Below are 13620 nucleotides of genomic sequence, written 5' to 3' on the forward strand. Positions count from 1 at the left end.
TTTAAAACTCTTTGAAAAAAAAATGAATTGGTACAAAACCTAGTGGCAAAATATACAAAACCCGCTGGCAAGCTACACTGCTGGCAAGCTACACTACAACTGGCAAGCTACATACATACAACTGGCTGGGGAACTTGGATTCGAACCAAGATTGACGGAGTCAGAGTCCGCTGTTCTACCATTAAACTATTCCCCAATAAGCCAATTTTACCATTTCTAGCAGATTCTATAGTGTAGGCAAGTGCAAAAAAATCTTTAGATTATCGATAATAAAGAGCGATAGGGATATCATTACAATCCCAGTAGTGGCGTCCTCGATATTTTAGCATATAGCAATAAGCGAGTAAAAATATATAAATAGAGCACACCGCGAACGGAGGTATCATAAACTCTTTTTGGAATATTCCCTAATATAGGTGTATCATGTCAGGCAGTTACTACTAAATCATGGAGAATTTATGAGTAATATCCCTACTTATCCTGTTACCCCAAACCTACAGTTGGTATACGTCTCAAACATAGAGTATTCTAAGGCTTTTTACAAATTCATCTTCATGAAAGAACCTGTGTTTACCTCGCCACGCTATGTTGCATTTGCTTCTTCGGGGGATGCTCTCTTTGCTCTCTGGTCTGGGGGCGATACGCCTGAGGAGAATGTGCCTCGTTTTTCAGAAATCGGCATTATGTTGCCGACAGGAGAGGACGTAGATAAGCTCTATGCGGAATGGCAAGAGCAAACCACTGTTGAGATAAATGTTTTGAAGGAACCGTATACTGATGTATTTGGACGTACCTTCCTAATCAAAGATCCGGACGGACACATTATTCGTGTTTGTCCACTGGATTAAAAAGCTTGAGATCCGATCTTTAATCGCCTAAATTATAGTACCTCAATTATAATAATTATCTGTTTCCAAAACCTATAAGCTATGCACGCTAAGAGGCTTACTTGCGGCGCGTGGCTTATTCGTTCGGTGCTGTTCCGTTTATATTCAGCCCCACAGCCTGCCTGTTTCCACAGGTGGTCTAATTGGTTTGGAGATCAGTCGGCGTTATTGCATGGCCAGTGATCAGTACTTGTAAAATCATAGAAGCTATCCCTCATCGCACTTATATTGAGCCTTTTATTGGAATGGGAGGAATATTCTTTACAAGGAAATTGATATCTTTATGAAGTTAAAAAGGCATTGTACATAAAAACTAATAAAGTCAATATATTAAGTGCAATTATTTTATATGAATCCACATAAGAATCCATACTTTTATGCATGTTTGAATTGATCATTTTTATATAGGATTGCCATGAATGTATAGACCATAAAAAGCAAATCATAATGCAAATATTATAACGCATGGGTGCATTCAAATGAAATGAAAAGCAGTTATCATTCATAATAGGTCATAAATTTTATGATACGTTTTTATTATAGCACAAATCACATTGTTTTAAATTTCAGTCGTTTGGAATTATCGATAACATAAATTGCATACGTTTAAGAATGGGATGTGTTTTGCTCTTTATTTGAGTGTAACCTTAAAAGGAATAATCGTTATGAAACTATCATAAGCTTATAGATTGAGTTCATAAAGATTGCATAAAAGGGTTTAAAGATAAGATCGTTTTTAAAAACGCTTACTAAAAAGTTAGTAAATCATAGGCAGGCATTATATAGATACTATCATCACAATATAGAATGAAAATCACAATGTTATGTTTTATGAAACCGAAAACCTTTTAATGATATAACGCAAGCAAGCGAGCAAAAAACGTTTTAAAAGTTACAGTTTAAAAATACGAAACCAAATGAGCTATCTCAAAATTTGGGGGACACCTATTGAAAAAAAGATGAGGCAGCAAAATTCAAAACCATTGTAACATCTAAGGCATGGGATTTTACTCAATTTTGAGTCAAAAGCTATAATGTTTAAAGATGGCTATTCTAAAGATAACGCCTCCAAAATTGGATTGGTTAATTTTGCCAACTCAAATTTGAGCTGGTTAATTTGCAAAGAAGTTACATTTGAGTGCAAAATGAAAAAATGCTTATGAAAGCCTTATTGAGAAGACATTCATTTAAGATGCATTTTCTTTTGATTGGATTGATAAAGTTACCAAGCGTTTATAGATTCTATAATGCTAATGAATGATATCAAAATCATAGCGATCATTTACGTTTCTTTTGATAAGTTTTCATATTTCTAAATAGAGCACTTGCAATATGATACGTTTTGTATATATGCATTCATTACTCCATTGTGGATGATTCATTTGAATCTTATAATCAATATCTGAAAGCTGCGTTATATCATTTGGCTCGGCTTTCTTTTTTGAATTCTCTCTTTAGATAGGTTTATAGCTATTAGATAAGGCTTTCCCATAAACAGAGCCAGATATACGTGTATTACTATGGAAAGGATTTATTTGCGAGAGGATTACCAGACAATGTTTGCTTTGCTTGCGCAAGAGAAAAATGCTTCTTTCTCAATGATGTGCCTCAGATCCGAAAAATCTTTAGCCAATTTAAAATAAAAGAGGTCGGTACATCTTATACATGTGGGTCAAAGAATCCGCACCGGCTCAAGAGCTTATCATCTCAAATTGCAATTTTTAGAGGAAGAGAAAATATGCATTAAAGGGATTTTAAATAACCCTTGAAAGTTTTTGCAGATCCTTTGAAAAAAATAAATTGGTGCAAAACCTGCTTTCAAATTATACAAAACCCGATGACAAGCTACAATCATTAAATACTGGCTGGGGAACTTGGATTCGAACAAAGATTGACGAAGTCAAAGTCCGCTGTTCTACCATTAAACTATTCCCCAATAAGCCAATTTTACTATCCCTAGCAGATTCTATAGTGCATGCAAGCGCAAAAAAATCTTTATGATTATCGATAATAAAGAGCGATAGGGATGTCATTAATTGTTTTGATTTTAATATCGACATCATAAATGTCTTTAAGAATTTTTGGTTGCATAATTTCTTTTGGAGTCCCACAATAGGCCGCTTTCCCATTTTTCAATGCAACAATCATATCTGAATAAGATGAGGCAAAATTAATATCGTGCATAACAATAAGAATGGTTTTTTTCAGTTCATCAGCTGTGCGGCGTAATTGCTTCATCATAGAAACGGCATGTTTCATATCCAGATTGTTTAATGGTTCATCTAAGAGAAGATAATCAGTGTCTTGGCAGATAACCATTGCTATAAAAGCGCGTTGACGCTGACCGCCAGAAAGCTCATCTAAAAAACGGTCTTGTAAATCTTGTAAGCCGAGATAGCGTAGTGCACTGTCGATAAATTGTTTATCTTCATGTGCATACCAGCCTTTTGAATAAGGATAGCGTCCGAAACTCACTAAATCGTACACGGTTAAGCGAAAAGACAAAGGATTTTCTTGACGCAGAATTGAGAGTTTTTGAGCCAAAATATCGAGGGGCATTTTATCAATATCAAAGCCGTCGATATGAATTGTACCATTATGGTGTGGCAAAAGACGTCTTATCAGCATTAAAAGAGTGGACTTTCCGGAACCATTGGGCCCAATGAGAGAAATAATCCCCCCTTTTGGAAGATGAAGGCATAAATTATCGATAATTAATCGTGCTCCGTAAGCTTTGGAAAGATGATTGATCTCAATCATTTTAGTTTTCCCTTCATCAGTAACATTAAGAAAACAATTCCCCCACAAAACTCAATGATAAAACTTAAACGCCCTGCCATATGAAAAATTTGTTCTAAAATAAATTGTCCCCCCACCAGACAAATAATAGCCAATAATATTGCAATTGGAACAACAATACTGTGTTTTGCTTGAGGAGAAAGTTCATAGGAAAGGTTGGCAACTAACAGTCCAAAAAAGGTGACGGGGCCTACCAATGCGGTGGAAATGGATACGAGAATGGAAACAAAAATAAGGACAGCTGTCGCACTTTTGTGGTAATTAACGCCAAGATTGAGGGCATTTTCACGTCCTAAAGCCAAGATATCAAGAAGATGACGGGAATGCCATCCAATCAGACTCACAATGAGGACAATGATTGTGGCAAAGCTTATTAACGGTGTATTGAATTTATTAAAATTTGCAAACATAATATCGGTTAAATTCATCATTTGGTCTGGATTTAGTTGCAATTGCATAAACATCCGTAAACTGAAAAAAAATCCGCCTAAAACAACACCGATTAAAAGCGTTAAATGAAGCCCTTTTAGGCTTCCTGAAAAGAGCCAGCGAAAAAGGCTTATTGAAAAAAGGATAAGAATGAGGGCTTCAAGAACAAGCTGTCCTTCTTCATTCAAAAAGGGCAAAGAAAGAGAGCCTACAAAATACATTAGGGCAGTCTTTATTAAAATATAAAGCTGATCAAATCCCATAATTGAAGGGGTAAGAAGACGGTTATTAACGATTGTTTGAAATAAAACCGTGGAAACGCTTATTGCATAGGCAATAAGAAGCAGAGAGGAAAGTTTTGTAAGACGAAATTTCCATGTATAAACATTGATATTCCACGTCATGTAAAGACTAATGACAGTGCATGCTATGATGATAAGTGTTGTTAGTACACATATTGTTTTTCTTCTTCTATCCAAGACGCTTTCTCCAGCGTAAAAGCAGTATCATAAAAATAAAACTACCGATTACACCCATTATGGTGCTGATGGGAATTTCAAGAGAGGGATGAATGATTCGTCCTAAAAGATCACAAATCAAGACCAATCCTGCACCGCTGATGGCCACCCAAGGAGCGGTATAGCGCATATTATCTCCCATGAAACTTGAAACAATATTTGGAATAATCAACCCAACAAAAGGAATACGCCCAATGGTACACACAACAACAGCAGTGATTGAGGCGACAATAAAAAGACCAAAAAACATGACAACACGATAATTCAATCCAAGGTTATTGGTTAAATCTTCTCCCAAACTTGCAACCGTAAAGCGATCAGCAGTACAATAGGCCAGAATACAAAGGGGAAGGGATAGCCATAAGAGCTCATATTTTCCTTCAAGAACCATCGAAAAACTGCCAAATAAGTAAGCTTGAAGAGAAGGAAGTAACATTTCGTAATCTGCAATGGCATTGGTTAAAGAGCCAATAATATAGCTTAGCATAATCCCTGTAAGAGGTACAATGAGAGTAGATTTTAGAGGAATGCGTCGCAATAAAAACATAAAAAGTAAAGTGCCTGCCATGGCAAAAATTGTCGCAACGACCATTTTTCCTAAAACAGGAATATCGGGACAAAAAATCATAATAAAAAGAATGCCAAGGGAAGCAGATTCAATGGTTCCAGTGGTTGATGGCTCGACAAAGCGATTGCGTGTTAATAGTTGCATAATCATGCCTGAAAGTGCAAGTGCTGCGCCTACTAAAAGGATTGCAATGGTACGAGGAAGACGTGTTTGCCAAAAAATAAGCCACGCATGGGGATCGGCTGCAAAAAGGTTAGAAGGTGTGACATCAGAATAACCAACAAAAATGCTGAGGATAGACAGGAAAATTAAAAGTGTTATGGTTATCCAGTAATTCTTCACGTTAAATCATTTTCTCTTAAAACTTAATAAAAAAAACAAAGGTTGTTTCATAAACAACCCCTGCTTTTAAATTTTATTCATATAGCAATCAAGCTCTTTCGTGCGCTTATTTGCTCTTTGTAAAGGCTTCATTGATTTGCTTAGCGGTTTCAAGGAGTCCCGTTAAACCACCACTTGCACGATACCAGCTCCAAGAGTCCAAATAAATAATTTGGTTTTTTTTGCTCGCTTTTGTGCGGTGAACAAGCTCATTGTTGAGCAATTGTGCTGCGGATTGTCCTTCCCGTCCAATGGCTGCATCGCGATCAATCACTAACAACCAATCAGGATTGGTTTCAAGAATGAATTCAGGAGAAATGAGTTGTCCATGTTTTTGCACGGTAAGTTTATCGGTTGCAGGAGCAATTCCAAAAGCGGAGTGAAAAATATCGAAACGTGATTTTGGTCCGAAAGCGCTGATTTTTCCACCAGAGGTCATGAGTATGAGCCCGGTGCCTTTTCCTTGGGTATTTTTACGGACTTCAGCAAAAGCTTCATTAATTTTTGCAATTTCCTTTTCTGCTTCTTGTGTTTTACCAAAAATTTTTCCAAGGATAGACACATTTCGTTTTATATCTTCAAGAGAATTTTCGTTTTCTACGGTTAGATCAATTGTTGGGGCTATTTTGGATAAGTCTTTATATTTTGCTTGAGTTCTGGAGGAAATAATAATCAAATCAGGTTGAAGAGTGGCAATTTTTTCATAATCTGGCTCAAAAACGGTTCCAATTCTTTCATATTTTGCATCGTCAAATTGTTGCAGATAGGAAGGTTTTTTTCCTTCAGGAAGGCCGATAACTGCTTGGATACCAAGGCGATTCATATTATCTAGCGAGGCAAGATCAAACACAACAACCTTTTGCGGAGAAGTGGGAACAGAAGTCGTTCCTGAAACATGATCAATCGTTACATTTGTCTGGGTACTCGTATTTGCAATACTCGTATGAGTCCACAAAACCGTTGCAAAGCTGATTGCAACCAGTAAAATAGAAGTCATCCATTTCATATATTTTATCATCGTGATTTTATCCTTTTATCTAATATTACAAAGGGTTGCGCACTTAAAAACTTAACTTTGGTATTTTTATGCACAAAATGAAGCGTAAATAAATAACACTATGTTGTAAAGTTGACTGACATATGTTACAAATCGTTCACTTACCTCATTTTCACTTAATTCTAGTGTTTTTGCAACATTATTTAGAAAGTTTGACATATGATCAATGTATTTAAAAAGCGTACACGTTTGTACGCACTGACAACAAGTGCTTTCTTCTTTTTGCAAGGTGTAGATGTTTCTATAGGGAGTAGTTTTTGGTCATTCTCAGGCCTAACTTCTTCATTGTCATCTATACTACCATCTTTTAGAAGTTCATCAGAATCTCCTACACCTGGAGTAGCAGAATTACCTGCATCTCCTTTAGCACAAGTCGCTAGTGGTGACGTTGGCGGTGTCCCTGGCGGTGGCGCTGGTGTCGCTAGCAGCGCTGGTGGACTTGGTGGTGCTGGTGTTCCTGGCGTTGGTGGTGGTATCCCTGGTGGCGTTGGCGGTGTCCCTGGTTCTGTGCAACAGGGTTCTTTAGTAGAATCAATTCCAGCATTGTTACCACCTTGTTCTTCGGCCAAAGAATCTCTGTCTAGAGCGTCTATTTTCTGTGATGATGGTGCTACGCATACACTTGGACAAGGTGAAGGTAGTAGTAAAACTCCGCTTAAAGCAGGAAGGTATGATCGTGCTATATATGTAACAGGTCCTTTGCCTACAGTTATTAATGTATCTGAGATATCCGTGGTTGCTGAAGAAGGCACAGATATTAAGGTGGTTGAAAATAAAACTCTGTTTCAGGGTGAAGGTAGGGGCTCTGTATTTGCGGATGGTAAGTCTCAATTTGGCGCTGCGATTAATTTGAACGATACAGTGGTTGAAGGATTTGCTTATGGGCTTGGAGCTTCTAGTTATGGAAAGGTTGCTATGAATAGTGGTTCCCTTCACAGCCGTTATGTGAATGCTATGGCTTCAAAAGAAGGTGTGGTTCTTTTGGAAAATGCACGTGTTACAGCAGAGATAGTTGGTCTGTGGAGTGATGATAAATCTGTAATAGAGATGAAAAAAGGAACACTTTCTTTAGGAGATACAACGATAGGGGTTATCGCTTCAGAAATGGGAATTGTTCTATTGGATGGTGTTACAATTCAAAAAAATGTTTCTGAATTAAATGGGGCGGCACAGATGAAGGAGGGGAGCGGAGAGCTGGTGCTGCCGGAAGATTCTGATAGAGATGATTCTTCTCAAGATGTTGGGCGCATTGCTTTGCTATCACGTGACGGTTATATTTCGTTTAAAAATGGGAATTTTGATGTTTCCGATACTATTTTTTTGCAGATTGGTCCAAATATTGCGAGCAATATTGTACGAAATATGCAAGAAAATATAAACACTTATTTTGAGTTTGAAGCTGAAGATGAAGATGAAGATCGGGAGGAGTATCTTCCTGTTTATTTGCGTTCTTCCCATCGTTCTTCCAATATTTTTCCCAAAGCTTTTAGTGATATTTTTTCTTCTGTTTATAAGGCTAGAATACAGAAAGAGAGTGCTCTTGGCATTGATCCATTCTCTAATTTCTTGAATTTAAATGCTGTTATAAAATCTTCATCTATTAAGGTTCCAGGTAAAAAGTCTTATGGTATAGACTTTGATCATCGGGCTAATGGGATACAGTCTGAGGACCCTGTGCCACATGGGGTTCTTTTAGAAAAGACTTCTCTCACAGTTCCAGAGGGTGTTGCTATTTACGGTGATGGTTTGAAAGGTTACGTTTTTTTACAAGATGGATCGGAAGTTTCGGGTTCTCTTTTGTTGAAAGCTAAAAAATCTGATTTATCCGTTTTTGCTAACAAATCTATCATTTCAGGTGCTACTCGTTTTGATGATAAATCTCATGCTGAGCTTTTTTTATCCAATGGAGCAGAATGGCGGGTAAAAAAAAGTTCCTATGAAGATTCAGAAGATGCCGATCAGCATTGTATAGATTCATGTATTTCATCTGTGAGTCTTCAAGATAGTGCTATTGAATTTTTTACTTCAATAAAAAATTTAAATAGTGCGGGTTCTAACGGTGGAAAGGCTATTACTGAATATCAAATTCTTCGCATCGGAAAAGGAAAGGGTACTGTTTACAGTGCTAAGGGGACCTCTACAATTCAGTTCAATGTAGATGTATCTGGTAAGGCCGTAGATGTATCTGGTAAGGTCGTTGGTCGAAATTCTGATAGACTATTGATTCATGGTGATGTTTCTGGGCAAACTAAGGTAAAGGTGAAGGCACAAGGAGTAGGTTGGGGTGGCAGCAGTAACAATAAGGGATATAGTATTTCACTTATTCAAGTTTTCGGAAGGGCAGAAGAAAGCTCTTTTAGTTTAAATGATGATTATGTTACGCTCGGAACTCCTTATCAGTATGTTCTTCGTGCTTATGGTCCAACTATTCCTTCGAAAATGCAGTATTTCGATAAGGCTTTAGTTGCGGGCAGTAAAGATGTTTGGGATTTTCGTTTAGAAGATAAAAATTTGCCCTATGAGCGTAGTTCTCTTTTTGTCTCAGGTGGCAATAGGGGGAGGGCGGGAGTAAATACTCCTTCCGTGCCATCTCGTGAAATTGTGGGAAGTGAGGTAGATAATTCTTCTGTAGGATCAAATCTTCCATCTGAAACTTCTGAATCTAGACCACCTAATCAAGTTATTACTTCTAATACGAATGGGAACCCCGCATTACTTGGGAGATCTGATACAAGTGATGTAAGTCATGAAGAGGCTGGAAATGAGTCCTCTACAATATCAGATCCTTTATCTCCTTCTCTACATACCCTGACAACTGAAGAGACTGTTGATGGAAGTGAAAGAAGGGAACCGAATCCTTATATTTTGGGGGGAACTTTCAGTTATGATGAAGAACTGGTAACAAGTGATGGAAGTACAGGTATTTATCTTCTTGCTGTTGATGGAAGTGAAGATCCTAGACAGAATGCAAATGAAGTAGAATATACTATAGTAGGTTACGGTGATTCTGATACAGTTGGTGTGAATTCTGGGATTCATAGAACTGAGACAGGTGATGAAGGTCATATAGACGGTGGATATGAAGGATACGATGATGTAGAGAGTGAAGCATCTGAAGCTGTAATGTCTATTCCTACTCCGTCTCCTGTTGCTTCTACTGTATCTGAGGGGGGCGCATCTACTGATCAGGGGGTGGGTAGAACATCTGAAGCTGTGACGTCTCTTCCTTCTTCTGCTACGTCTTCTGTTACTTCTGCTGTATCTGAGGGGGGCGCATCTACTGATCAGGGGGTGGGTAGAACATCTGAAGCTGTGACGTCTCTTCCTTCTTCTACTACGTCTCCTGTTACTCCTACTGTATCTGAGGAGAGGACATCTACTAATCCTGCAAGATCTGGGACATCTGGGTATAACGTATATACTGTTTCGTCCAATTCATCTCCTTCATCTAGAGGTAGAAGTTCGTTAAATTTAATACCTTCAGGAGCTAATTCACTTGGGAGATCTGATCCAGATAGGGTTTCAGTGATATCGACAGATGGGATTTCTGTATCATCTGGGCATACTATATCGAATAAGCTTTCATCTATAAAATCAGAAGCTTCCATAAAGCCTTCTTCTGAGGTTTCTGAGAAATCTTCTACACCTCCTAATGGATCTGTTGGGCGTATTCTTGTGCTTAGCCATTCTGCTAATGGGGATGTTCCTTCTAAGGAAATGATTTCTTCTACATGTGATGATATGAATAATGGAGAGAAGGGATCGCGGACTATTTATTTGTGTAGAGATGGTAAATCGCGGATAATAACAGGGAAGACACTGAAGGCAAGTGAGAAAACTCAGCATTCTATGCATGCAGTAAATCCAAATACAGTTATCAAGCTAGAGGGTACTACTATTAGTGGTGCGGATTCTTCAGATAGTAAAGATAATTTTGGTGTTGCTCCATCAGAACTCGTGAGTGCTGTGCTTGCAGAAGAGGGGGCAGAAGTTGTTTTGGATAATAAATCAACAATTACCTCTTCTGTGATTGGGCTTGAAGCTAAAAGTGGCGGAAAAGTTAAGATGATTGGTGGAACAGTAGATGCGCTTTATGTGGGTGCTTTGGCAGGTTCTGGATCATCTGTTAATTTGAAGGATATGAAGATTAACGTAACGGGGGATTTAGCTATGGCTGGTCTGGTAAGTCAGGCTGGTAAGGTGTCTATGGACTCTGGGGCTATTACTTTGGAAAAGGGAGTGGCTGTGAGGTCAGAAGCTGGGGGAAGCGTTGAGTTAGACAAAGTTAATATTACTGCGAAAAAAGGACAGGGTAAGTTAGATTCTGTAGATAACTTTGGGCGTGCAGCTTTTCTGGTGAGGGATAATGCTTCTGTTGATTTTAAGAATGGAAATGTTGTTACTGATGCCCATGCTGTGTGGGTTATGAAGAGTGGGGATGCTGTTGAGACCGGCTCTTCTAGGAGAAGGAGATCTTCTGACGTTCGTCCTACTATGAATCACGTAAATATCGAGTCTTCTACTGTTAAAGTGGAAGGTGACGGAGTCTACGGCATATATTTTGATGGGGGAACACAGAAGGAAGCGAGACAACAAAATCGAAGTAAGGATTTAGCAACTGAGCAAACAAGTGTTGTTAAGCGGAGCGCTGTATCCAAACAGGAGAATGCAACTATAGGCGTAACGGGGGCAATTTCATTGAAAAAAACTGATTTTGAAGTTGCAAATGGTATAGCTATCTATGGTAATAATTCTGGTGGTCGTGTTTCATTAGAAAATAAAACAACCCTTGCTGGTGACTTGTTATTAAAAGCCGAGAATGATTCCAATATATCGGTTTCTGTTGATAATTCTATTGTTACAGGCGGTGTTCGCGTTGATAAAAATTCTTATGCAAAATTAGACTTGGCTAATAGTTCACAGTGGATTCTAAAAAGAAGAGCACAGAGGAATTTGGAAACTCTAGATTCAGGATGTGTGGATTCATGCATTTCTTCTGTAAGTCTTGTAAATAGTGCTATTGATTTTGCACCTTCGGAATCTGAAGGCAAATATCAGACTCTCCATATTGGAAATGGGAAAGGAACTGTTTATGCGGCACAGGGTAATGCTGTAATTCATCTCAATGCACGTTTAAATCCTCGTGATCCGAGTGATCAGCAAGTCACTGATCGGCTTGTCATTCATGGTGATGTTTCTGGAAAAACAAAAATACATGTACGAGGTGATGCGGGCAATGTAGGAGATGGTAAAGCGAATGCCAAGATTGCTCATACTGTTTCAATGATTCAGGTCTATGGTCAAGCGAAGAAAGACTCTTTCCAACTCGATGGCAATTATGTTGCACTGAGAAACTCACCTTACAAATACACCCTTCGTGCTTATGCTCCAGAAGCGACTTCGAAACAGGAGCATGTTCAGCAGAAATTTGTTAAGGAAGGTGGAGAATTTTGGAATTTCCGTTTAGAAAATCAGTATGTTAAGTCTGTTGGATCTGCTGCCCTTCCTGAACAATTTGTAAGGTCTGTTGTTCCACAGGTTCCAACTTATCTCAGCTTGCCTAATAGTGTATTCCACGCTGGTTTGATGGATATTAGCAATCAAAATAAGCAATTGGAGACGTTACGGATGACTTCTACAGGAATGGTAGAGGTTCGTGAAAATCCTGCTTTATACTTGCGCGGCTATGGTGGAAGTTACCGTTATGCTTCAGATCTTTCCGCACTTGAATATGGTTACGGAGGTGATCTTAGTTATAATGGTGTAGAGGCAGGTGTTCTGCTGCAAACTATTGAAAATGCTGACAGTGCTATATCCTTTGGCGTTATGGGAACTTATGGAAAACTTTCTCTGCAGCCTGTGAATGTTGAGCACAGTCAGAAGAGTGCATTTGATAAATGGACTGCTACGGTATATGGTAGCATGCAGCATAATGTTGGCTTCTATGTTGATGGTCTTTTATCCTATGGTCTGTTCAAAGGTGATGTTCTCACCCTTGCACGGGGTAAAACAGCAACATTAAAAGGTAATCCTTTGAGTGTTTCTTTAGCTGGTGGTCAGACAATTGCGACAGGATATAAGGGTTTTGTCTTTGATCCGCAGGTTCAGGTTGTGTATCAACATCTCCAGTTTAATAAAGCTCGTGATATTGACAATTTTGATATTGAAATGGGTAACCTTAATCAGTGGGTAGCACGTGTTGGTGGACGCTTAACCAAGATTCCTACAGGTTCTGAAGGCGTGAATGCTATTGCTTTCTATGGTAAGCTTTATCTTGCTCATGGTTTTGAAGGAAAACAGTCTGTGCATTTCAATGATGCTTTCAAGTTAGGAGCTTTTGGTTCTTCTCTAGAGGCTGGATTAGGTTTTAATGCCAAATTGTTGCCACAGTTCTCTCTGCATGCTGATATTCTCTATCAACATAAGCTTAATAAGGCTGGTTTTTCGGGAACAAGTTTTTCCGGAGGAGTACGTTATCAGTTTTAATATAAGGTACACTATGTACCTTTTTAGAAAAGGCAGCACATTGTGCTGCCTTTTTTCTTTATAACAACTTGTGTTATTCTTAAAAAATCTCGTCTTCTTTATTAAGCAAAAAAGACATAGTTTGTTTTATGCATGAGAGCACTTTTCTCCACTAAAGCGAATTTTCTTAAAATTTATGCTGCTACTGATGCGATAGAGTGCCTCGCTTTTATCGGCTTTTTAAGCGTTCAGCAGACCGGTATGCGTTACGTTATCCTTTTTAGTACTGTATTGATATTATCTAATATAATATTTGATGTTTTCTAAAGCTCGTTTTTGAGAGTTTGTTTTCTACTGATTTAAGTCATTGTTTCATTCATCTCCTTGTGGATTAATTTTTAAAGATCACAAGGTTTGATTGTGTTTTTAATTAATTGCACGCACTGGTTTTATTTTTTCTTTACACGAAATACAGAATGCATTATACACTCATAAAGTGTGTTTTTGTAATTGTTC

Annotated in this window: 6 protein-coding genes, 2 tRNA genes and 2 pseudogenes; 4 read left to right on the forward strand and 6 right to left on the reverse strand. The window is 38.2% G+C overall.

All coding sequences use genetic code 11. From position 1 onward, the window contains the following. Positions 1-122: 122 nt before the first annotated feature. A tRNA-Gln gene (locus tag ACFINU_RS06980) sits at positions 123-196 on the reverse strand. Between the two features lie 262 nt (positions 197-458). On the opposite strand from ACFINU_RS06980, the gene ACFINU_RS06985 reads away from it, so the two are divergent. The 3 genes and pseudogenes from ACFINU_RS06985 to ACFINU_RS06995 form a co-directional block, all read left to right on the forward strand. Continuing rightward, complete coding sequence (locus tag ACFINU_RS06985) at positions 459-848, forward strand: VOC family protein (RefSeq protein WP_375618484.1); 390 nt, start codon at positions 459-461, stop codon at positions 846-848. 233 nt (positions 849-1081) lie between these two features. Beyond that, positions 1082-1171: pseudogene (locus tag ACFINU_RS06990) on the forward strand (DNA adenine methylase); the annotation flags it as partial. Positions 1172-2406: 1235 nt separating this feature from the next. Then, positions 2407-2612 (forward strand): annotated as a pseudogene (locus ACFINU_RS06995) (DNA adenine methylase); the annotation flags it as partial. Between the two features lie 137 nt (positions 2613-2749). Here the strand turns inward: ACFINU_RS06995 and ACFINU_RS07000 are convergent. The 5 genes from ACFINU_RS07000 to ACFINU_RS07020 all read right to left on the reverse strand — a co-directional run bounded on the left by ACFINU_RS07000 (position 2750) and on the right by ACFINU_RS07020 (position 6600). Then, positions 2750-2823, reverse strand: a tRNA-Gln gene (locus ACFINU_RS07000). A 65-nt stretch (positions 2824-2888) separates the two neighbouring features. Further along, the gene (locus ACFINU_RS07005) at positions 2889-3647 is read right to left on the reverse strand and encodes an ABC transporter ATP-binding protein (RefSeq protein WP_375618485.1); all 759 of its coding nucleotides are present in this window, start codon (positions 3645-3647) and stop codon (positions 2889-2891) included. Beyond that, positions 3644-4519 carry an iron chelate uptake ABC transporter family permease subunit gene (locus ACFINU_RS07010; RefSeq protein ID WP_375618486.1) on the reverse strand — a complete coding sequence of 292 codons (876 nt, stop codon included), beginning with the start codon at positions 4517-4519 and terminating at the stop codon, positions 3644-3646. The genes ACFINU_RS07005 and ACFINU_RS07010 overlap by 4 nt, the downstream gene beginning before the upstream one ends. Before the next feature lie 67 nt (positions 4520-4586). Then, positions 4587-5543, reverse strand: coding sequence for an ABC transporter permease (locus ACFINU_RS07015; protein ID WP_375618487.1), 957 nt, complete (start codon positions 5541-5543; stop codon positions 4587-4589). A 106-nt stretch (positions 5544-5649) separates the two neighbouring features. Further along, positions 5650-6600: a siderophore ABC transporter substrate-binding protein gene (locus ACFINU_RS07020; RefSeq protein WP_375618488.1), complete on the reverse strand. Its 951-nt coding sequence runs from the start codon at positions 6598-6600 to the stop codon at positions 5650-5652. A 198-nt stretch (positions 6601-6798) separates the two neighbouring features. Between ACFINU_RS07020 and ACFINU_RS07025 the strand changes: the two genes are divergently transcribed. Beyond that, entirely contained in the window at positions 6799-13125 is a 6327-nt protein-coding gene (locus tag ACFINU_RS07025; protein ID WP_375618489.1) for an autotransporter outer membrane beta-barrel domain-containing protein, read from the forward strand. The last annotated feature ends 495 nt before the right edge of the window (positions 13126-13620 follow it).

Source organism: Bartonella sp. AC130YNZD (assembly GCF_042196865.1).
Classification (GTDB): domain Bacteria; phylum Pseudomonadota; class Alphaproteobacteria; order Rhizobiales; family Rhizobiaceae; genus Bartonella.

Excerpts from the sequence above, each read along its gene's own strand:
- ACFINU_RS06985 (WP_375618484.1), top strand. The coding sequence starts at position 459 with ATGAGTAATATCCCTACTTATCCTGTTACCCCAAACCTACAGTTGGTA.
- ACFINU_RS07005 (WP_375618485.1), bottom strand. The coding sequence starts at position 3,647 with ATGATTGAGATCAATCATCTTTCCAAAGCTTACGGAGCACGATTAATT.
- ACFINU_RS07010 (WP_375618486.1), bottom strand. The coding sequence starts at position 4,519 with ATGACGTGGAATATCAATGTTTATACATGGAAATTTCGTCTTACAAAA.
- ACFINU_RS07020 (WP_375618488.1), bottom strand. The coding sequence starts at position 6,600 with ATGATAAAATATATGAAATGGATGACTTCTATTTTACTGGTTGCAATC.
- ACFINU_RS07025 (WP_375618489.1), top strand. The coding sequence starts at position 6,799 with ATGATCAATGTATTTAAAAAGCGTACACGTTTGTACGCACTGACAACA.